18 protein-coding genes are annotated in these 21002 nt (G+C 40.3%); 6 read left to right on the top strand and 12 right to left on the bottom strand.

What is annotated here, in order from left to right:
* Window positions 1-49 precede the first annotated feature (49 nt).
* Window positions 50-1957, bottom strand: coding sequence for a beta-ketoacyl synthase (locus AC0VZ5_RS07240; protein ID WP_475474699.1), 1908 nt, complete (start codon window positions 1955-1957; stop codon window positions 50-52).
* A 128-nt stretch (window positions 1958-2085) separates the two neighbouring features.
* Between AC0VZ5_RS07240 and AC0VZ5_RS07235 the strand changes: the two genes are divergently transcribed.
* Together AC0VZ5_RS07235 and AC0VZ5_RS07230 are read left to right on the top strand one after the other, a co-directional pair.
* Window positions 2086-3096 carry a GlxA family transcriptional regulator gene (locus AC0VZ5_RS07235; protein ID WP_464708764.1) on the top strand — a complete coding sequence of 337 codons (1011 nt, stop codon included), beginning with the start codon at window positions 2086-2088 and terminating at the stop codon, window positions 3094-3096.
* Between the two features lie 129 nt (window positions 3097-3225).
* Window positions 3226-4455 (top strand): sensor domain-containing phosphodiesterase, encoded by a 1230-nt coding sequence (locus tag AC0VZ5_RS07230; RefSeq protein WP_475474698.1) that lies wholly within the window; start codon window positions 3226-3228, stop codon window positions 4453-4455.
* A gap of 13 nt (window positions 4456-4468) precedes the next feature.
* Here AC0VZ5_RS07230 and AC0VZ5_RS07225 read toward each other — a convergent pair whose 3' ends face one another.
* The 3 genes from AC0VZ5_RS07225 to AC0VZ5_RS07215 are packed head-to-tail and all read right to left on the bottom strand — an operon-like array spanning window position 4469 to window position 7540.
* Complete coding sequence (locus AC0VZ5_RS07225; protein ID WP_198523105.1) at window positions 4469-4981, bottom strand: MgtC/SapB family protein; 513 nt, start codon at window positions 4979-4981, stop codon at window positions 4469-4471.
* A gap of 13 nt (window positions 4982-4994) precedes the next feature.
* Entirely contained in the window at window positions 4995-6146 is a 1152-nt protein-coding gene (locus AC0VZ5_RS07220; RefSeq protein WP_475474697.1) for a peptidase C39 family protein, read from the bottom strand.
* The gene (locus AC0VZ5_RS07215; RefSeq protein WP_475474696.1) at window positions 6146-7540 is read right to left on the bottom strand and encodes a RimK family protein; all 1395 of its coding nucleotides are present in this window, start codon (window positions 7538-7540) and stop codon (window positions 6146-6148) included. The genes AC0VZ5_RS07220 and AC0VZ5_RS07215 overlap by 1 nt, the downstream gene beginning before the upstream one ends.
* Window positions 7541-7849: 309 nt before the next feature.
* Here AC0VZ5_RS07215 and AC0VZ5_RS07210 point away from each other — a divergent pair, with 309 nt between their 5' ends.
* The gene (locus tag AC0VZ5_RS07210) at window positions 7850-8185 is read left to right on the top strand and encodes a zinc ribbon domain-containing protein YjdM (protein ID WP_290169811.1); all 336 of its coding nucleotides are present in this window, start codon (window positions 7850-7852) and stop codon (window positions 8183-8185) included.
* A gap of 52 nt (window positions 8186-8237) precedes the next feature.
* On the opposite strand, the gene AC0VZ5_RS07205 is transcribed toward AC0VZ5_RS07210, so the two are convergent.
* The 5 genes from AC0VZ5_RS07205 to AC0VZ5_RS07185 all read right to left on the bottom strand — a co-directional run bounded on the left by AC0VZ5_RS07205 (window position 8238) and on the right by AC0VZ5_RS07185 (window position 12801).
* Complete coding sequence (locus AC0VZ5_RS07205; RefSeq protein WP_475474695.1) at window positions 8238-8789, bottom strand: dienelactone hydrolase family protein; 552 nt, start codon at window positions 8787-8789, stop codon at window positions 8238-8240.
* 103 nt (window positions 8790-8892) lie between these two features.
* Window positions 8893-9369, bottom strand: coding sequence for a transcription elongation factor GreAB (locus AC0VZ5_RS07200; protein ID WP_464708774.1), 477 nt, complete (start codon window positions 9367-9369; stop codon window positions 8893-8895).
* Between the two features lie 101 nt (window positions 9370-9470).
* A complete protein-coding gene (gene secF / locus AC0VZ5_RS07195; RefSeq protein WP_138604839.1) occupies window positions 9471-10400 on the bottom strand; it encodes a protein translocase subunit SecF in 930 nt (309 codons plus the stop codon).
* Window positions 10393-12231 carry a protein translocase subunit SecD gene (secD, locus tag AC0VZ5_RS07190; protein WP_475474694.1) on the bottom strand — a complete coding sequence of 613 codons (1839 nt, stop codon included), beginning with the start codon at window positions 12229-12231 and terminating at the stop codon, window positions 10393-10395. Before secD ends, secF begins: the two co-directional genes overlap by 8 nt.
* Before the next feature lie 108 nt (window positions 12232-12339).
* Entirely contained in the window at window positions 12340-12801 is a 462-nt protein-coding gene (locus tag AC0VZ5_RS07185) for a hypothetical protein (RefSeq protein ID WP_475474693.1), read from the bottom strand.
* Window positions 12802-12914: 113 nt separating this feature from the next.
* Between AC0VZ5_RS07185 and AC0VZ5_RS07180 the strand changes: the two genes are divergently transcribed.
* From AC0VZ5_RS07180 to AC0VZ5_RS07170, 3 genes are all read left to right on the top strand, one after another.
* Entirely contained in the window at window positions 12915-14705 is a 1791-nt protein-coding gene (locus AC0VZ5_RS07180; protein WP_475474692.1) for an ABCB family ABC transporter ATP-binding protein/permease, read from the top strand.
* 197 nt (window positions 14706-14902) lie between these two features.
* Window positions 14903-16981, top strand: a complete 2079-nt coding sequence (locus AC0VZ5_RS07175; RefSeq protein WP_475474691.1) for a M13 family metallopeptidase — start codon at window positions 14903-14905, stop codon at window positions 16979-16981.
* Window positions 16982-17147: 166 nt separating this feature from the next.
* Window positions 17148-17861: a YebC/PmpR family DNA-binding transcriptional regulator gene (locus AC0VZ5_RS07170; protein WP_008110544.1), complete on the top strand. Its 714-nt coding sequence runs from the start codon at window positions 17148-17150 to the stop codon at window positions 17859-17861.
* 220 nt (window positions 17862-18081) lie between these two features.
* Here the strand turns inward: AC0VZ5_RS07170 and AC0VZ5_RS07165 are convergent, their stop codons facing one another.
* The 3 genes from AC0VZ5_RS07165 to eda all read right to left on the bottom strand — a co-directional run bounded on the left by AC0VZ5_RS07165 (window position 18082) and on the right by eda (window position 20976).
* Window positions 18082-19206, bottom strand: coding sequence for a sterol desaturase family protein (locus tag AC0VZ5_RS07165; protein ID WP_198523095.1), 1125 nt, complete (start codon window positions 19204-19206; stop codon window positions 18082-18084).
* Between the two features lie 136 nt (window positions 19207-19342).
* Entirely contained in the window at window positions 19343-20347 is a 1005-nt protein-coding gene (gene gap / locus AC0VZ5_RS07160) for a type I glyceraldehyde-3-phosphate dehydrogenase (RefSeq protein WP_008110546.1), read from the bottom strand.
* Window positions 20344-20976 (bottom strand): bifunctional 4-hydroxy-2-oxoglutarate aldolase/2-dehydro-3-deoxy-phosphogluconate aldolase, encoded by a 633-nt coding sequence (gene eda / locus AC0VZ5_RS07155; RefSeq protein WP_138569579.1) that lies wholly within the window; start codon window positions 20974-20976, stop codon window positions 20344-20346. Before eda ends, gap begins: the two co-directional genes overlap by 4 nt.
* Window positions 20977-21002 lie beyond the last annotated feature (26 nt).

Here is a 21002-nt window from a genome sequence, read left to right as displayed (position 1 = left end):
AACATTAAAAAAGGCGCTATAAAAGCGCCTTGCTAACAAGTATGTGTGCTTAGAACATATCTTGATAGGAATTTGTTGTACTAAATGTAATTGCTTTTTCAAAGCCTGGCAGTGTAATGCTGTGCTCATCTAAAACAATCTCATTTTCATCAATTAAACCATCACCAAAACGGTAAATTAGCGAGTATTGACCTAAATCGGCTTGCGTTTGGTAAGTATGCTGTGCATCTTTTACTTGGCTATGTTTTTCAGCATAGCTGTTCATCAGTGCATCACCATGGCGTTTAGCAAGCATTTGCATGGTTACTTTTGCGCTCAGCACAGTCGCTGTTGCATTATTTCCACCAAAGCCTTTTGAGTTAATAAACGCAATATCCATATCACCACAATCGTAGTGGCTATTACGAATATCTAAATGTTCGCTGTAAACATCGTCGGCTACTTTATCAATGGTGGTAATACCTGGCATAATATTATGACTAAATACACCTAACGCAATCGCAAGCTGATCGCCACTAGCAGGCGCAATAGTATGGCCTACATAGGCTTTAGGCGCAGTCACTTTCCAGTTATCAATAGCAAATGTTTGCGCTACTTTATGATAAATTAAAGATTCAGTAACACGATTTTGTGGCGTACTTGAGCCGTGCGCTAAAATAAAGCTACGTTGTTGCAGTGCCTCTTTACCTAACAAGCTAGTAGCAAGTGCTGCTGATTTCGCCATGGTGATGTAGTTGCCAGGCCCAGGTGAGGTAATTGACTTTTTAACTCCATCGGCATTCACAAATACATCCGGCACACAGCCCATAATATCTGCACCGAGTTCCAGAGCCAGTGCATCATCCATTAATATAGCAACCTGAGCCCCCTCACCTAAGGTAAAACCGCAGTTCTCACCAAATGGACGACTACTTTTACGATAATCAGGCTCGTCATCATTGGTTAAATTATCTAAACGGCGCAAACCTTCAATATTGGCCAGCGCACTCATATTACCAAAACCTTCAACCACTTCTGGAGTAATCGCACATTCAACACTTGCAACCACTGCAACACGGGTACGGCCAGCTTGAATATCGTTAACGGCAGCGCGCAAGTTATATAAAAATGTGGCACATGCGCCTGAGGTTGAAAAAGTCGTCCCTACATTCCCAGTAACATAGGCGTTAATAAAATCGGTCGACATCGTATTTAAACCCAGCGCTAACTGTTTAGTACTAACACGATCGCCCTGCTGACGCGCTTTAACTAATCCACCTAAGCCTTTATCATCCATTTGACCAATAACCGATGCTGAATAGGTACCAATTTTATCTGGCTCTACGCTATTCATAATATGTTGCCAATCAAGTCCTGTTGATTTTATTGCATCGGTGGCAGCAAATATGGTCGCTTGTAAACCGCGCGGCTGGTAGCGGCTGTTATACATAATGGCAGGATCAAACCCGGTTGGAAATTGCCCAGCCGACTTAATCGGGTTATCACGGGTTGAGTCATGTTTTACATCTAGCTCAGCAGCAATCGTGACTTTTACTTTTTTATTATCAAGGTCATCTATTTGCCAGTTACTTGGTAAAGGCGATGGTAAGTCACGACGACGTGTTTCAAACACAATTGCACTATCATCTGAAGCCGTTAACGTCATTTTTTGCTGCCAAGGTGTGGCATCAACGTCAAAATGTTCTTTTTCAATTTTTCGAATTAATGTACCAGCAATAATTTGCTCACCAAAGCGTGCTTCAATGTCGCTTTGCTCAACATGATTACCTTGGCTGTCTTCAAGTTGGCCGTTTACTGTAGTCACCAAGTTCATTAATGTGGCAAGGCCTAAAAACGTTTCTTGGCGAGCTTGCGCCGCTAAGCTATCTAACACGATACGACGATAACCTTGATGAAAAGAAGTACGGCCAGCGGCATTAATGCCTCCCATGCCTACAATAACGGGTAATGCAGTCATAATTTACCTTTAAAATGCGTGTTATAAGAATATGACATTAGTTTAATTGGATTATAGAGATGTCTTTGTGCTTTAATAGCCAAATAAGCGGCACAAAAGGCCAAAAACAACTGGTCGGAGCATTCACAATGAGCAACAACCCATTAACCCCCCCCATAAATATTGGTATTGCAGTGTTTGAACACTTGCTGGTAACCAGTCTGACACTACCGATTGAAATGCTACGTGCCGGCGAGGCATTTGCTAAAGGCCATAGTGATAAAAACAGCTTTAAACCTCTGGCTATTCATTTAGTGGCTAAAAATAGTGATGCCATTAAGACGCGAACTGGACTGTCAATTATTCCAGATTGTACAAGTGAAAACTCTCCTTATTGCGATTTAGTGATAGTGCCAGGCATTTGGCGTAACCCTCGCCCTGTGATACGCGCTAATCAACAATTAGTCACTTGGCTGATCGAGAGCTTTACCGTAGGAAGTCATATAATTGGAGTAGGCACAGGTAATTGCTTTGTTGCAGAGGCTAGTTTACTTGACGGGCACCCCGCTACTACCCATTGGCATTATGCTAAGCAGTTTAAGCATGACTACCCGAATGTAAATTTAAAACCGGATTTTTTTATTACCCAGTCAGAGCGTATGTATACCGTAGCCAGTTTAAATGCACTTGCTGATGTTATCGTGCATATTATTAGTCAATATTATGGTAAAGAAGCAGCGCAACATGTAGAGCGCAATTTTTCCCATGAAATTCGTAAACCCTATGAAGATCAACGTTACTTAGAGGGTGCGGTAGATAGGCACCCAGATGAGCTGATTGCACAAATGCAATTTTGGTTAAAAACAAATTTAGCCAGTGAACTTAATTTACAGGAGGTTGCGGCTCAATTTAATCTAAGTTATCGCACCTTTACCCGTCGCTTTAGAAGTGCCACTAACCAAAGTCCAATCGAGTATTGGCAACAGCTACGAGTAGAAGGTGCTAAAGACTTATTGGCCTCAACTAACTTATCAATTCAAGAGGTTGCATTGGAGGTTGGCTACAATGACCAAGGGCATTTAACCCGAGTATTTAAAAAAGTATTACGCCAAACACCCAGCGAATACCGTAAAGTAGTCAGGCGAAAATTATTTGGTTAAGTTTTGACTATACCATGCTCACGTTTGATGGTTAGCAAAGATGGATATAGCCTTGATTAGATCTTTTTATATATATAAATTATAGTATTACTCACTAAGCTAATTTGAATTCAAATAGAGAAATAGCCGATGGATAAATCTAGCAAGCTGCTTGTCGATCAACACAATAACGTATCCATTGAAGCTAAGCTAGCTAACTTACTTGCGTTAGTTCGTAAACATTTAGATATGGATGTTGCTTTTATATCTGAATTTATTAACGATGAGCGGGTTTTTAAAGTGGTCGATAATCCCTCTGAAAACCAAATTGTTAAAGTGGGTACTGCCGATCCGATTGATGAAACGTATTGTCAAAAAATCACCGATGACAAGCTTAGCCCTATTATTACTAATACCAACGCAAACCCAATAACCAAGGCTATGCCAGTGACCAAAAAGTTAGGTATAGGCTCTTATATAGGTGTACCTATCAACCTGTCAAACGGTAAATTATACGGTACTTTTTGTTGTTATAAATCACACCATGATGAGAGCTTAAACGATCGCGATTTATCGTTTTTAAATCTTATTTCGGAAATAGCGACAGGCTTAATTGAAATAAATTTATCCAAACGTGTATCGCGCAATCACACTAAATCAGTTATTCAGCAAATTATTACCGATAATGATATAAATATTTACTATCAACCTATTTTCAGTTTAAAAAATAATAAAGTTGCGGGTTTTGAATCACTTGCTCGATTTTTTACTACACCTTATAAAACTCCTGATGTATGGTTTAAAGAAGCAAAAAAGGTTGGCTTAAATGAAGCTTTAGAAATGCTAGCCATTAAAAATGCAGTCACCAACATAGCCAAATTTAATAATTCAAATTACATTGCTATTAATTGCTCACCATCGCATATCCTAAGCGGTGCACTTGAAAATACATTACAAAACATTGACTGCACTAGGCTAGTATTAGAAATTACTGAGCATTCACCAATTTCCGACTACGAAAAAATGCGGACAGCACTTACCCCACTCAGAAAAAGAGGGCTTCGCTTAGCTATTGATGATGTAGGCGCAGGCTTTTCATCATTTCAGCACATACTAGAGCTTGAAGCCGATATTATTAAATTAGATATTAGCCTCACACAAAATATAAACACTGACAAACGTAAATTTTTGCTGGCAAAAGCGCTGTGTGGGTTTGCAAAAGCAATCGACTGCACTATTGTTGCCGAAGGAATTGAAACTGAGGAAGAACTCAACTCTTTAAGAAAGCTCAATGTAGATAGTGTGCAAGGTTATTTTATTGGCCGGCCCGCACCAATTAACGATGCACTTAGCGCAATAAACGCAACATTGTCCGCATGAAAAACGCCACTATTTAGTGGCGTTCGCTATCTATACTGTCTTTTCGATAATAACGTTTGTGATAACTTTTTACTTTAGCATGTACACCTTTGCTGAGGCTTTTAAACTTAGCTTCGAGTACATCAACACCATATAAAATACCAACCACCAATACAGAAAGCTTAATTGCTGCACCTAAGTTTTCGGTTGCGATCATCACCCCAATAGACGCAAGCACCCAAATAGTAGCCGCGGAGGTAACCCCTACCACGGCACCATCCTTTGCCAGCATAACGCCTGCGCCTAAAAACCCAATACCCGTGATTATTTGCCCCACTACACGAGAATGATCAATCACATCCCCTTGTAAATTAAACGCCGTAGATAAAAACAAATATGTGCCTAACGTTATTAATGCTGATGTGCGAATACCCACAGGTTTACCGCGCAATTGACGCTCTATACCAATAATAGCGCCACAAAAAGCGGCGGTGCCAATAGCTGCCCATGAGTATGGCGCTACATCGATAAAATCTAAAAATGTCACTTAATATCCTAATCTATTTTACTTTTCCAATAGCAACTGCCGTTCTGAGCCTTTGGCTACCAAATGCCGACATTTTGCTAAAGTCGCTGCGTGCAATTGGTACATACTGACAATCAATTGCTAGCTGATTGTTATTGTCAGGCTCGCAAAATGGGTCATGTACGTAAACACAATGTGCATCTAAATGGGTGACACACACCCAGTGCGGTGATTTTTTACCATCAAACCGATACGTACTAATTAACAGCAACACACTAAACCCCTGACTCAACCAGTTTTCTATGTCAGTTAATTCAACATCTTTTTGTGTAACTGAAATATTTGCCGCTGCAATACCCTCAACAAACTGTTGATGAACCGTGGCCAATACTGATTTTTTGTTATCACTGCGAACCCCATCTAAAAATAATGGTTCAGATGTATTAACAATTACCTCACTTGTAAAACCGCGTTTATTTGCAGCCAGTGCCAAGCCAAACGGGTGACACCCACCATGTCCAGAGGTCATAAAAATAGTGGTGCCTTCACGCCACAAAGCTAATTCATGTGACTGACTCAGCTCTGTGTTTGAGTCAAGAGCAGCCATTGCCATTAATAACGCAGCAGGTCCACAGGTAAACTCGGTAGTTTGTTGATACCATGGCGTTAAACGATCAACCTGCAATTCACTGGTTTGCCGTATATTTTTTTGCATGCGTAAGGCATCACTGTGATCGTCATAATAATCACTGTATTGACCAAATACGCGATACCCCACACTTTTATAAAGCCCAATTGCGCTGTCGTTATTTACTGCAACCTCTAGGCGCAAATAAATACGTCCACGATCACTGGTCGCTTTTTCAAGCTCATTGAGTAATTTTTTAGCTATGCCTTTACCTTGCATCGTTGGTAATACGGCCAGCGAGTACAAACGTGCTAAACGCGTGCCTTTATGGCACCACACTAAGCCATAGCCACATAATTGCGCATTTTGCTCAGCAACTAATAAAATCCCATGTTTAGCCCCAAGCCAGCGCTTTAAACTACGCGCACTTAGCTTATCGTTACTAAAGCAAGTATTTTCAAGCGCCACCAATGCTTTTAAGTCAGCGGTTATTGCAGGGCGAATAACTAGCTTGGTCGCCTCTGCCACTATTACTTTTTCAGACAGAGCAATAGGCATTAGCCGCGGCCTCGTGCTTCTAAACGCTGTTTAAACTCATCCATAATGATCATGTATAGCTCGTCACCTAAGTAACCATCTTCTACTTTGTGATCAATGCTCGGGTTGTCGTTTACTTCCAATACATACGCACGACCTTGGTGCTCTTTAACATCTACACCGTATAAACCTTTACCCACTGTTTTGCAGGCCTTTAAAGCAGCGTCTAACACAGCTTTTGGTAACTCAAAGGTTGGTAGAGTTTCAAAGCCACCGGAAAAAAAACGTTTTGCGTCATGGTTGTATATTTGCCAATGGTTACGCGCCATTAAATAACGACATGCATAAATAGCACGACCATTAAGTACCCCTACGCGCCAATCGTATTCGGTGTACATGTATTCTTGTGCCAATACCAGCGCACTAAGTGCAAATAATTCACTAAGCTTAGCTTCTAATTCATCACGATTAGCAACTTTATAAACGCCTTTTGAAAACGACCCTTCTGGCATTTTTAATACCAGCGGATAAGTAAACGACGCTTCTAGTTGCTCAATTGTGTCTTTTGATTGATCTGCCACCACCACGGTTTTTAAGCTCGGTACTTTTTGATAATTAAATGCATCATGTAAGTACACTTTATTACAGCACCGTAAAATAGACTCCGCATCGTCAATCACCACTAAACCAAGGCTTTGCGCTTTACTTGCAAGGCGGTAGGTTGGGTGATCAATCGCTGTTGTTTGACGAATAAACAACGCATCAAATTGGGCAATATTATCTATTTCCTCAAAGCTAAGTGCTTTTGCGTTAATACCATGTTTCGCTGCTGCTTTTATAAAACGTGTAATTGCATCTTTATCGCTTGGCGGTACTTTTTCGTTATGATCAACCAATATCGCCATATCCCAACGAAAACGGCGCTCTACTTTACCAATACGCCATTGCGTTTGGGTAAACTCATTGAGCTTTTCAATAAACGCAGCATATTGTTGCTCACTTAATGAGGTTAAAGAGCCTTGTTGCAATAAACCTTGCTGATCGACAAATAAAATAGGAGCTGGGTATTGTTTAAATACCGATTTAGCCGCTTTACTTTGCAATTCATTTAGAGCATTACCAAAATAAACTGCGCCATCAATATGCCCAGTATTTAAAATAGGTGCTTGTCCACTTCTAAGCGCGTTTATTGTTTTAACGCTTGGTAATACTTGGTGTTTGCGGGCTTCTGCAAGCAATGAACAATAATAACCCTTACTCAAGTATTGGCTTGAGTCGCATAAATTAATAATGCGGGTTTTAGGTTCGTTACGTTTGGGGTAATCTCGTAAATAGGTGTCAAATGTAATTACATTTTCAAATGAAAGAGCAAGTGCTTGCTCGTTGTTATCAACCACTATTAAGGTTTTAAACACGACTTTTCCTAGTTAAGTCAAAATATAAAAATCCCTGGCTAGTTAGCTCAGGTAGTTAAACAGCAAATAGAAACACCTATCGCACTAAGTGCAGCAAATAGCAAATCACTTAATACGATAGGTGCTTTAACGAATATCTACTATAAACGTTAGCGCTTAAATTGCTTAAGCGACATGTGATTTATAAGCCCTTTTTTACATACACACAAACGAGATATTTTTAGCGTGAAGATAAAAATTTTTGATGAACTTTTTTATTGTTAATTTGTGTTTTAAAATAGCCAAAATTTACCACTAAAAGTGATCATTATGTCTCTTCCCGCTTGCCCTAAATGCCAATGTGAATACATTTACGAAGACCAACAGCTGCTTATATGCCCAGAATGTGCTTATGAATGGAACCCAAATAATACAAGCGATGAAGACGCTATTTTGGTAAAAGATGCAAACGGCACTTTACTAGCCGATGGTGACAAAGTAACCGTTGCCAAAGATTTAAAAATTAAAGGCAGTTCTCAGGTTATAAAAATTGGTACTAAAGCGGTAGTTAGACGTGTGCTTGATAAAAAAGATCACCAACTAGATTGTAAAGTCGATGGCATTGGCGAAATGATGGTAACGGCCAAGTTTGTGAAAAAAGCCTGAAATTACATAACCTCACTTGTAGAAAATTACAGAAAGTAATAACGCTTAACTGCTAATTTTTTAGCTCTTTAGATAGCGCAGCTAATGTTTGATCGTAAGCATTCTGATTAAAGTTACTCGAGTGTGGGTTCATAAAACCATGTAAGTATTCAACACGCTTTGCGCTAACATTAGCCTTTGTTGCAAGCTCCACCTGTAGTGATTTAACATCAAAGTGCGGCTCATAATAGGGAAATATGAGTTCAATCTCAAATTGTGGTTGTATATCTGTATGGTGCCTAATTTGCGAGCTGTAAAAACAAATGCCCTTAGCTATCGTTTTAATCGCCGGGTGTGCAGACATTGACCAAATTGCCGATGCGCCAACACTAAAACCTATCAATATAGTGTTGTCAGCGAGTGGTTTAATCGCTTTTTGTAAAATAGCTACATACTCATCAAGGCCAATATGCTGACTAAAATACTCATAGGCCTGCTGTTCACTGTTAAATGCCATATCAACCCCGCCATAGGGATCGACAATATATTGAGCGTTTAGCTTTTCAGCTAATACTTTTAAAGCCGTTGTTTTACCAAAAATATCACTGACCAATATTAAGTTCATAAAAAGCTCATCTTTAATTTTATTCTATAAGTTTAGGCAATAATTTAACAAAGAGGCCTACGAGATGCTGCGCCTCTGAGTAAGAGACAAATACAAACTACATTTAAAGTACTTTAACCACATCGTAACTATGTTTTACATCACCGATAGTTAAACTAACTTCATCATCGACTTGTTTACCTAATAACTGTTGCCCTAAAGGGGCACCAGAGGTAAGTACTTGAATAGTTGTGCCTTTAATATCAACGGTTAATCCACCAGCTGCTGGGCCTAAATAAAACCATTTTTGTGTGCTGGCATCGTCTTCTAAACATACCAATGAGCTTATAGCGATAGTGTCTGTAACGGGTTCGTTGTATATGGCTTCAAATAGTTGTATTTCTTTATAGCACTCATTAACTCGCTCTGCATGGCCTTGTGCTAAATAGGCAGCTTCAAGCCCAAGGGTATCGTATTGGGTCTCTGCAATACTTTCTTCATGGGTAGCGGTATCGTGAGCTGTTTGAGCTGCAATTTTAGCAGTGTTTAGTTGCTCATCTAAGGCAAACCGCAGGTGCTCAGTAACATGGGCTTTAATCATTTGGAGAATTCACTCAATTCGATAAAATAATTTGTTATTTTAGCATTGTTGCCACATCGAACACTATCCCTTTGCTGTGTAACAACAATGCTAATTTAAGGCTATGGCATATCCATTAATGCCTGCGTTTGCTGATCCACTTGCTTATCGTAGTTTTTAGCACTTAACCCAAGTAGCTCAGGTAATGTAGCAGCAATACAAATAGACGACAGCGTGCCTACGACGATTCCTGCAAACAAAGCAATGGCAAACCCCTGCAGCGGCGTGCCAGCTAACAGCCAAACACTTGCCACCGTTGCGAGCGTAGTTCCTGAGGTAATAAGCGTACGAGTTAAGGTGCTTTTAATAGCACTGTTGATAATACTGCTTGGTTTGAGTGTGATGTTTGTTGGTATGCGTAATAGCTCACGTACCCTATCACCCACTATTATTGAGTCATTTAGGGAGTAGCCAATTATTGCCAATAAACTGGCTAAAACGGTTAGATTAAACTCTATTTGTAACCACGAAAATAAGCCAACCACCAGCACTAAATCATGTAATAAAGCCACCACAGAGCCTAATGCCAAACGCCACTCAAACCGAACAGCTAAATAAATCATTACCGCTACCATAGCAGCAAATAAGGCTAAGCAGCCTTGCTCAAATAATTCATCACCCACTTGAGAGCCAATATAAGCCGATGATAAAACCTCAGCATTTATAGTTGGGTTTTGGCTAATCGCGGTTTTCCAAGCATCATTATTAGCTTCCTCACTTGGCGCTTGCGTTAATTGAAAATGATTATTGCCCTGTGCTGTAAGTTCAAATTCACCTTGGTGGTTTTTAGCAATAAATTGCTCAAGCTGTTTTAGTTCAACACCTTGGCTGGTGGTAAATTCTGTTAAATAACCACCCGTAAAATCAAGGCCAAAATTAAGCCCTTTTTGTGCAATGGTGAATACCGATAACAACACAAACATGGCACTTATAAGCAAGCCTATATAACGCATACGTGACCCTGTCTCACATTTAAAAAAAGTGTTAAGCATGCGCGTTTACTCCTGCTTTTTTACCCAGCTTTAAATATAAGCTTTGGCTTAAATATTTCGATACATACACACCAGTAAATACCGATGTGATAAGACCAAGCGCCAGCGTTATCGCAAAGCCTTTTACAGGGCCATAACCTATGCCATATAAAATAATCGCGGTGATCATGGTGGTAATATTGGCATCTAAAATCGTATTCGCAGCTTGTTTATAGCCCTCTTGTATCGCTTGATACGGGGGACGACCTTTGCGACGCTCTTCTTTTATGCGCTCAAATATAATCACGTTAGTATCAACCGCCATTCCTATAGTTAATACTAAGCCTGCTATCCCTGGAAGAGTTAAAACCACCCCAGGTAATAACGACATTAGCCCCACTAAAGAGGTTAAGTTTAAAATTAACGCAACATTTGCAATAAGCCCTAAACGGCGGTACCACAGTGCCATAAACGAAAGCGTTAAACCCATGCCTAACATTAGCGCTGCTAATCCATTATTAATATTGTCTTGGCCAAGGCTTGGACCAATAGTTTGCTCATGCACTATAGTTACGGGCGCAGTGAGTGATCCTGCGCGTAGTAATAGCGCTAAATCGGCAGCCGCTTGTTGGCTTTGCATATTGGTTATACTAAAACGCGAGCTTAAATGCTGGGCAATGTTCGCTACATTAATAACTTCGCTTTTTTTAACCACTTCACCTTTGGCATTTTGTGAATACTCTGAATAGAGCGTTGCCATAGGTTTACCTATATTCGCCTTTGAAAAAGCCGACATAGCATCGCCACCTTGGCCATCTAAGCTCAGTTGTACCAAAGGTTTACCCCAATCATCACGCCCTATATTAGCGTTATTAATATGCTCACCGGTAAATATAGGTACAGGGTCAAGCTTAATGGTCCCTCCCGATTGCAAATTAAACGTTTGCCCGCCTCTCTCTTTAAGTTGATAAAACCCCAATGACGCGGTTGCACCAATTATGCGTTTTGCTTCAGCTGGATCTTGCACGCCGGGTAGCTCAATACGAATGCGCTGCTTACCTTGGCGCTGTGTAACGGCCTCAGTTATGCCGAGCTCTTCAATGCGTGAGCGAAGTGTCGTAAGTGTTTGACTCATCACTTCTTTATCAAATGCGCTGCGCCCTTGCTCAGAATAACTCACTTTAACGACCTGTAAGTTGCCATTAGTTGATGTGGTTGTAGTGAGGTTTTCAAAACGGCTTTTAAGCTCTTTTATAACAACTGTTAGCTTATCGTCAGCATTCTCAAGCGCACTTATTTCAAAGCCCTGATTAATCTGCTGCGCTTTAACGCCATAGGCTTTTTGTTTAACAATAATGGCTTTTGTCTGTTGATATGCACTGAGCAATTGCTCATCTATCGCTTTTTCTAAATCAACATCAAGTACAAACAATACCCCGCCGTTTAAATCAAGACCCAGCTTTATGGGCGATAAGCCAAACTCTTGTAACCAAACAGGGCTGGTTGCATGTTCAACAATTTTAACCTGTGTATTTGGAAAGTTTGATTTTAAAGCCGCTTGAGCCTGCGCACTTTGTGTAGGCGTATTTAAAAGTACATTAATATGTGCTGGGTCTTTTAAACTTTCACTAACTTCAAAACCTTGGCTATTTAAAAAGCTAACTAGGTTCTCAGTACTTGGCATTACTTGCGTTTTAACATTAGAAGCTGCACTAATATGCAACCATGACTTATTGGGATATAAATTAGGTAAGGCGCTTATTGCTAGTAACACTAATACAATCAGCATGGCTACATAGCTCAATTTAAACTTAGCCTTAAATGGCTTTTTCTCTTTTTTTAGACTTAACATAGTTATTCCTTATTACTAGGCATAGCCCAGTAACGTACCTATTAGGCACAATTAATCTGCAGGTCAAAACGCGATGCGTTAAAACCAATTAACATTAAATAAGGAACTTTAAGCGTGGTAGGTACTTACAGCGGTGTATAACAGGTTAGCGTCTTTCCAGCCGCTCAAGCGCGACTTTTTACTCTTAAATACCCAAGTATACCAAGGCTGATTTATAGTGACTGCTTGCGGTCGCAAAAAAATATGCCTACAGCCATTTAGGGCAAAAAACTCATGCACTACATCGTATTCAGGATCGCCCTGCGCACTATGTAAAAATAAAAATGAGTTATTGGCTGTTAACCTAGGTTGATGAGCAGCAAAATCAGAATGCTTTGAGTTTTTATGCTGTAAATCGCCAAGCGATTTTGTAGGTGTAGGAGTGTTAGTTAAATGGTCAACATTAATAACATCGCTATAACTGCTTTGGTTACTGTTTAATTCGTGCTTTAAGGCCATAGCATGGCTTTGCACACTAAAGAGTGCAGCAAAAAACAAGCAAGTAGCTAAAAAAACGCGAAATTTAAACATTGGTCATTTAAAACTAAAATAAAGGATAGCTAGTATATAAGGGCAGCTAATTAAAATACAATAGCCGTTCTTAAGCTAATTCATTTATATAATATCAAATACTGAGATCCTCGATGCGCTCCAGACAAAGTTCAGTAAAACGCCCCGACGCCATGAATTTAAAACAAAGCATTCAAACTCTTTGGCCTTATATCACTAAATTTAAAGGCCGTGTGCTGATTGCCATATTAGCGCTAGTCGGTGCTAAAGGCGCGACATTACTCATGCCATGGGCTTTAAAAGAAATAATTGATTCGGTTGATAAATCAATTAACCCACTACTGCTCGTTCCTACTTTATTACTCGTTATGTACGGCGCATTGCGCTTTGCTAGCGTATTTTTGGGTGAAGTACGCGATGCGGTATTTTCGCGAGTCACCGAGCATGCCATGCGAGATATTGGACTTAAAGTGTTTAAACATTTGCACTCATTAGATTTAGCTTTTCATTTAGACAGGCAAACTGGCGGCATAAGTCGAGACATAGAGCGCGGCACCAGTGGCTTAAGCTTTTTAATGCGTTTTTTAATGTTTAATATTGTGCCCACGTTGTTTGAAATAATGACTGTGGCGATTATTTTTGGCAGCTTGTTTTCTATTTGGTTTGCGCTGATCACCCTATTGGCTGTGGCTATTTATATTTTTTTTACCGTGACGGTTACCCAATGGCGAAACCGCTTTATTCGTGAGTCAAACGCTGCTGATAATCAAAGTAACACCCGTGCCATCGACAGTCTATTAAATTACGAAACCGTAAAATACTTTAATAATGAACAGCATGAAGCCCAAACTTACGACACATTTTTAGCAACCTGGGAACAAGCACGATTAAAAAACAGACTCTCGTTACTGGCGCTTAATTCAGGGCAAGCACTGATCATTGCATGTGCCATAACCGCATTAATGTGGCTTGGCGCCAATGAAGTGGTTACCGGCGAGTTAACGATTGGTGAGCTGGTAATGATCAATGCGTATATGATCCAATTATTTTTACCGCTTAACTTTTTGGGATTTGTGTACCGTGAAATACGCCGTGCCCTTACCGACCTTGAAAACATGCTTGGGTTATTAAATACCTCCCCCAAAGTAGCAGATAGCGAAACCGCGCAACCATTAGCACTCAAAAATGGGGCAATTAGCTTTGAAAACGTCAGCTTTAGCTACGATAGCAAGCGTCCTATTCTTAAGAACGTCAGTTTTAATGTAAACTCTGGTGCTAAGGTAGCGGTTGTAGGTGCTAGTGGCGCAGGTAAAAGCTCGTTAGCCCGCTTGTTATACCGTTTTTATGAACTTTCATCGGGCGCTATAAAAATTGATAATCAAGCCATAAACACGGTCACCTTGGCAAGTTTGCGTAAAGCTATTGCCATAGTGCCGCAAGATACTGTGTTATTTAATACCAGTATACGCGAAAATATTCACTACGGCAGACCCAGCGCCTGTGAAGATGAAGTAAACAAAGCTATAAACATGGCGCATCTAACAAACTTTATTAATAGCCTAGATAAAGGCGATAAAACCTTAGTAGGTGAACGCGGACTAAAAGTCTCTGGTGGCGAAAAACAACGTATTGCTATTGCTCGCGCTATTTTAAAACAATCGCCAATTTTAATTTTTGACGAAGCCACTTCCGCGCTCGACTCACAATCTGAACAAGCCATATTAAACGCTATGCAAGAGGTTGCCTCTAACCACACAAGTATTGTTATTGCGCATCGCTTATCAACAATTACCGATGCCGATACTATTATCGTGCTTAAGGCGGGAGAAGTAGTAGAGCAAGGTAAACATGATGAATTACTCATGCAAAATGGTGAATATGCGCATATGTGGACCTTGCAACAAAAACAGTCAAAGGCGCAATAAACTAAGCCTCTCGGGTACGATTGAAGTATCTGAGTGCTTTTTTGCTATTTTGCTAGTATTTCATTTATCTTATCGACCGGTACGGTTATTCACCTCAAAAGGTTTGTTTGCAGTGAAGTTATCAATACAATCAAGTAGCTATTTTTATAACAAAAATATATAACGAATTAAATAACGTGAATTCATAGGGGAAAGTAATGAAAAAAAGTTTAATTGCAGCGGCACTCGCCGCTACATTTATTACCGGCTGTTCTGAGCCACAAATAACAAAAACTGAGCAAGTAGCAGCAGTTGCAGAAAAACCACAAGCAACAGAGCAAGCCGAATTAGGCACGTTTGGAGTTGATTTAACTGCGCGTAACGAAGCTGTAAAGCCAGGCGACGATTTCTTCATGTACGCCAGTGGTTCATGGTACGACAACTACGAAATGCCAGCAGATAAAACCCGCTACGGTGCATTCTCTGCGCTAGCTGAGCGCAGTGAAGATCGCGTTAAAGAAATTATTGAAGACATTGCAGCACGTGAAAACTTAAACGCCGAAGAGCAACTGGTCGCTGACTTTTATAATTCGTACATGGATACCGAGACACTTAATAAACTTGGTATAACGCCAATTAAGCCGTTGCTTAACGACATCAATTCGGTTGCCTCTACTGATGATTTGGCAAAAGTATTTGGCCAATCTTGGCTTACGGGTGTAAGTGCACCACTTGGCGGCGGTATGTGGTTTAACCGTTTAGATCCCAATAAATACGAAATGTCATTAGGTGCAGGTGGCTTAGGCTTACCCGATCGCTCATACTACCTTGAAGATGCAGAACGTTTTGTAAAAACTCGTGAAGCGTATGTGGCACATATTGCCGATATGCTTAAATTTGCAGGGGTTGATAATACCACAGAGCGTGCACAAGCGATTTTAGCGCTTGAAACCAAAATTGCAGAAGGTCATTGGCCTCGTGAAAAACGCCGTAATCGTGATTTAACCCTAAACCAAGTAAAACGCGATGAGTTAAGTACACAATACCCAGGATTTAACTGGGATTTATACTTTGCGCAAACAGGTTATAAAGTACCACAATTAAACGTATCGCAGCCTGAACCTGTTAAAGCCATGATTGACTTAATCAATAACGAAGATTTAAGCGTATGGAAAGACTACCTAACGTATCATGCAATTAATGGTAACGCTGGGCTGTTGTCTGAAGAGATATTTAACACCAACTTTGCTTTTTATGGAAAAGAGTTAAATGGTCAACAAGAGCCACGTCCACGCTGGAAACGCGCTATCAGCCAAATGTCAGGCACTAGCTCATTAGGCTTTGCAATTGGTAAAATTTACGTAGCTCGTTATTTCCCTGAGTCATCTAAGCAACAAATGTCTGAGCTAGTTGAAAACTTACGCACAGCCCTTGGTGAGCGTATTGATAACTTAGATTGGATGGGTGCAGAAACAAAAGTGAACGCGCGTGCAAAATTAGCGGCATTTGTACCAAAAATTGGTTACCCAGATGAATGGCAATCATATGAAGGCTTAAGCATTAGCAACAATGATTTAATGAATAATGTAAAAAATATGCGTGAGTTTTTCCAGGCTGAAAGTGTAGAAAAAGAGCTGAAAAAGACCGATCGTAATCGTTGGGGCATGACACCACAACGTGTTAACGCTTACTACAATAGTTCATTTAACGAAATTGTATTCCCTGCCGCTATATTACAACCACCGTTTTTCGATCCAAATGCAGATCCAGCAGTAAACTACGGTGGCATTGGCGCTGTGATTGGCCACGAAATGGGTCATGGTTTTGATGATCAAGGCTCAAAATCTGACGCTAACGGCATACAACGTAATTGGTGGACTGATGAAGATCGTGCTGCTTTTGATGCCAAAGCTGACAAACTGGCAGCTCAGTACAGCAAATACGAACCAATTCCAGGTAACTTTGTAAATGGCCGCAACAGCTTAGGTGAAAATATTGGTGATGTGGGTGGTTTAGCCATGGCTTATCATGCTTACAAACTAAGCCTAAATGGTAAAGAAGCACCGGTAATTGATGGTGTAACCGGCGATCAACGTTTCTTCTTAGCATGGGCACAAGTATGGAAAGAAAAACGTACTGAGCAAAGCATGTTAAACCAATTACGTGGTGGTACTCACGCACCAGGTCGCTTTAGAGCACAAGCACCTCGTAACCACGACGCTTGGTATAAAGCATTTGATGTAAAACCAGGTGATGAGTTGTACCTACCAGAAGAAGAACGCGTTCGTATTTGGTAATACCCTGACAACCGTTCATCGTTTGTAACAAATAAACAGCCCGCTTATGCGGGTTGTTTTATTTTTGGCTACTAACAATACTTACTAGCCCTGCCCGGCATTTACCTTTAGAATATGGGCTTGCAAATTTTTATCAATTATTTATACATATTAAGGCGAAACGCAGATGGGAAGAGCTTACCAAAACAAAAAAGATTCAATGGCTAAAACTGCGGGTGCTAAAACTAAAGTTTATTCAAAATACGGTAAAGAAATTTATATTTGTGCTAAAAATGGCGGTGTTGATCCAGACGGAAACCTAGCACTACGTCGTTTAATTGAACGTGCTAAAAAAGACCAAGTACCGGCTCACGTAATTGAACGCGCCATTGATAAAGCTAAAGGTGGCGGCGGTGAAGACTATGCAGCCACGCGTTATGAAGGTTACGGCCCAGGTAATTGCATGATTATTGTTGATTGTTTAACCGACAACAACAAACGTACTTTTGCTGATGTACGTGTATGTTTTACCAAAGCAAACGCTAAAATTGGCGCACAAAATTCGGTATCACACTTATTTGATCACCTTGCTATTTTTGTATTTGACGGTGACGACGATGAAACCGTACTTGAAGCGCTGATGATGGCAGATGTTGATGTTACCGACGTTGAAGTAGAAGACGGCAAAGTAACCGTATTTGCACCGCACACTGAATACAACAATACCCGCACAGCACTTGAAGAAATGGGTGTGACAGAATTTGACGAAGACTTAATTGCCTTTGTACCTCAAGTTGAAGCCCCTATTGAAGGCGAAGACGTTGAAGTTATGGAGCGCTTTTTAGCCATGCTTGAAGATTGTGACGACGTACAAAACGTTTACCACAACGCTCAATTTTAATCGTTAAGCAAATAATCTGAGCTCTAGATAGTAAATCTATCTTCAGCGACAACTGCGTTGAGTTTACTTGCGATAGGTTATGTTTAAAGGCCAACTTAGTTGGCCTTTTTGTTATTTGTAGAATGGATTAGTTAATTAATAACCCCTCACAACTAGGGTCTGTTGGCTTTTATAGTTGTATGCGGCCATGAATCTTGTGGCCACAATCTAAAACTACAGACTATTTTTGTTTTTTAAACGGGTAAATTTGTTGCTTTAACATACCCACAGGCATGTAGTCCCCGACAACACCATATTCTTTAGGCCACTCTGCTTGGCCTTTTACCGCAGTACCAAATAAATAATCTAAAAACGAGAAATGGGCTGCATAATTTCGATCAATGGCAGCTTTATCGGATGCGTGATGCCAATGGTGAAACTGCGGAGTAACCATAAAATATTTTAACCACCCAAATTTTACATTCACGTTTGCATGATTAAATACGGCTTGAAAACCAACAATAATTACATATAAGCTGATTATTTGCTGTGAAAACCCCAGCACAAATATAGGGGTTAACACTAAACTACGGGTGATCAGTATTTCTAAAATATGCTGACGGGAGCCCGCTAGCCAATCCATTTCTTTGGCACTGTGATGCACACCATGAAATCGCCACATAAATGGCACTTCGTGATAAGCACGATGTGTCCAATACTGCATTAAATCAGCCACCAAAATAATTAAAAATAGCTGTAGTATAAACGGCATTTGCGCTATGTAAGCTTGCAGTGTGCTCGAAACCGCCCAACCAAAACCATAATGAACAAAATGATTAGTAACCAGTAATACAAAGCCAACTATTAAGTGATTCACAAAGAAGTGGTTTAAATCTCCGCGCCATTCACTACGAAGTATTTTTTGCTCTTTTCGATGCGGAAGTAGTTTTTCGATTAAAATAAAAATTAAGGTAGAGCCTAATAAGTCTAATATAAACCAATCTAAGCCAATATAAGGAGTGTTATCTGCAAAGTCATTTACTTCAACATTCGGGCCACCAAAGCTAATGGCCAGTACAATTAAAAACCACGCAGTGGCACCCAATCGCTTATTAGTATTTCGTACAAAATTAAGTAACCCTAAGCTACCGGAAATAATAAGGGCAACAAACATAAGCTGACGTAAAAAGTCGACGCTATAGCTTTTGCGTAGTTCTGGAGTCGTTAAATATTCCGGAAAGTGGAATGCAAGCACTCCTAAGCAACTTAATATTGCCAAAAAGCAAGCAATATAACCGCTGATATTACCCTCACCGATTTGCAGGTGACTAGTACGAAATATTTTTTTAGTGACATGTTTTAGCATTATTTTCCTTAATATGGCATGCAGTTCCCTATTCTAATGCGCACATTCTAGCAAACTTTGGGCTAACTAAAACACAAAAAAAGCCACGCAGTGCGTGGCTTGGCTGGATAAAGTAAAATTTAACTACACGGAAAAATTATAAATAAGCACCCAGCGCTTTAACTTGATCTAACATGCGGTTTGAGAAACCCCATTCGTTGTCGTACCACGCCATTACTTTAACTAATTTACCATCAGCACGCGTTTGCGTTGCATCAAAAATTGATGATGCTGGGTTATGGTTAAAGTCGATAGAAACAAGCGGCAGCTCATTGTACTCTAAAATACCTTTCATAGAGCCAAACGCAGCATCTTTAACTACTTGGTTAATTTCTTCAATACTTGTGTCACGCTTAGCAATAAATGTTAAATCAACTAACGACACATTAATTGTTGGTACACGTACCGCCATGCCATCTAGTTTACCGGCAAGTTCAGGCAGAACTAATCCAACCGCTTTTGCAGCACCCGTTTTAGTTGGGATCATAGATTGAGTCGCACTACGCGCGCGGTATAAATCTGGGTGGTATACGTCAGATAAGTTTTGATCGTTGGTGTAAGCATGAATGGTGGTCATGCTACCTTGTTCAATTCCTACCGTATCGTTAATTGCTTTAGCAACAGGCGCTAAACAATTGGTTGTACATGAAGCATTAGAAATAATGTTGCTATCGGCATTAATTACATCGCTATTTACACCGTGAACTACGGTAGCATCCATATCTGTACCAGGAGCCGATACCACTACTTTTTTAGCGCCTGCTTCAATGTGCTTGTTAGCTGCTTCGCGAGAAGTAAATAAACCCGTACATTCAAGCACAATATCAACGTTTAGTGCTTTCCACGGTAAATTAGCAGGATCACGTTCTTGCGTTAGCGTGATCACATCATCGCCAATTAGCATGGTGTTGTCTTTTAGCGTTACTTGCTGTGAAAAACGACCGTGTACTGAGTCAAACTGAGTCAGATGAGCATTTACATTAGCTGGGGCTAAATCGTTAATAGCCACAATTTTAATTTCATTATTTTGCGCTGATTCGTACAGTGCACGCAATACATTACGACCGATACGGCCGTAGCCATTAATTGCTACATTAATCATTTTTGACTCCTATTAACTTCACATGCTTGGCGAGCAAGCGTTTCAATGGCTTGCCAGTCTTTATTTTCAATAAGTTGTTTATCTAACATCCACGTACCACCTACGCAAATAACATTGTTAAGTGCTAAGTAATTAGGGGCAGTCGCTAAACTAATGCCACCAGTTGGACAAAAAGTAATATCAGGTAATGGGCCGCCAATCGACTTAATCATCGCTGTACCGCCTGCGGCTTCTGCAGGAAAAAACTTTAAAAATTTAAAGCCATGCGCTGCCAAGTTCATCACTTCGCTTGGGGTAGCTGCACCGGGTAAAAAAGGGATAGTTGACTCTTTTGCCAATGCTAACAGTTCATCACTTACACCAGGGCTCACCATAAAGTCAGCGCCCGCTTCTACTGACGCGTTAAAGCTTGCTTTATCAACCACCGTGCCAGTGCCCACATATGCCTCTGGTACTTCAGCTTTCATTAACTTTACAGCTTGTGCAGCAATTGGTGTACGCAGTGTAATTTCAAGTGCTTTTAAGCCACCGTTATACAACGCTCTTGCAAGTGGTGCAGCATCTTCTAGTTTTTCGATTACCACCACTGGCACAACGGGTGCCGATGCTAAGATTTTTTCAATACTCATTACTTGTTCCTCATTACCCAATATGG

Source organism: Pseudoalteromonas sp. QJM3NY_12 (genome assembly GCF_056173165.1).
This window is presented reverse-complemented; position numbering and strand designations above follow the sequence as displayed.

Bases quoted from the DNA above. Each gene is read 5' to 3' on its own strand.
- AC0VZ5_RS07240 (WP_475474699.1), bottom strand. From the start codon at position 1,957: ATGACTGCATTACCCGTTATTGTAGGCATGGGAGGCATTAATGCCGCT.
- AC0VZ5_RS07235 (WP_464708764.1), top strand. From the start codon at position 2,086: ATGAGCAACAACCCATTAACCCCCCCCATAAATATTGGTATTGCAGTG.
- AC0VZ5_RS07230 (WP_475474698.1), top strand. From the start codon at position 3,226: ATGGATAAATCTAGCAAGCTGCTTGTCGATCAACACAATAACGTATCC.
- AC0VZ5_RS07220 (WP_475474697.1), bottom strand. From the start codon at position 6,146: ATGCCTATTGCTCTGTCTGAAAAAGTAATAGTGGCAGAGGCGACCAAG.
- AC0VZ5_RS07210 (WP_290169811.1), top strand. From the start codon at position 7,850: ATGTCTCTTCCCGCTTGCCCTAAATGCCAATGTGAATACATTTACGAA.
- AC0VZ5_RS07205 (WP_475474695.1), bottom strand. From the start codon at position 8,789: ATGAACTTAATATTGGTCAGTGATATTTTTGGTAAAACAACGGCTTTA.
- AC0VZ5_RS07200 (WP_464708774.1), bottom strand. From the start codon at position 9,369: ATGATTAAAGCCCATGTTACTGAGCACCTGCGGTTTGCCTTAGATGAG.
- secF (WP_138604839.1), bottom strand. From the start codon at position 10,400: ATGCTTAACACTTTTTTTAAATGTGAGACAGGGTCACGTATGCGTTAT.
- secD (WP_475474694.1), bottom strand. From the start codon at position 12,231: ATGTTAAGTCTAAAAAAAGAGAAAAAGCCATTTAAGGCTAAGTTTAAA.
- AC0VZ5_RS07185 (WP_475474693.1), bottom strand. From the start codon at position 12,801: ATGTTTAAATTTCGCGTTTTTTTAGCTACTTGCTTGTTTTTTGCTGCA.
- AC0VZ5_RS07180 (WP_475474692.1), top strand. From the start codon at position 12,915: ATGCGCTCCAGACAAAGTTCAGTAAAACGCCCCGACGCCATGAATTTA.
- AC0VZ5_RS07175 (WP_475474691.1), top strand. From the start codon at position 14,903: ATGAAAAAAAGTTTAATTGCAGCGGCACTCGCCGCTACATTTATTACC.
- AC0VZ5_RS07170 (WP_008110544.1), top strand. From the start codon at position 17,148: ATGGGAAGAGCTTACCAAAACAAAAAAGATTCAATGGCTAAAACTGCG.
- AC0VZ5_RS07165 (WP_198523095.1), bottom strand. From the start codon at position 19,206: ATGCTAAAACATGTCACTAAAAAAATATTTCGTACTAGTCACCTGCAA.
- gap (WP_008110546.1), bottom strand. From the start codon at position 20,347: ATGATTAATGTAGCAATTAATGGCTACGGCCGTATCGGTCGTAATGTA.
- eda (WP_138569579.1), bottom strand. From the start codon at position 20,976: ATGAGTATTGAAAAAATCTTAGCATCGGCACCCGTTGTGCCAGTGGTG.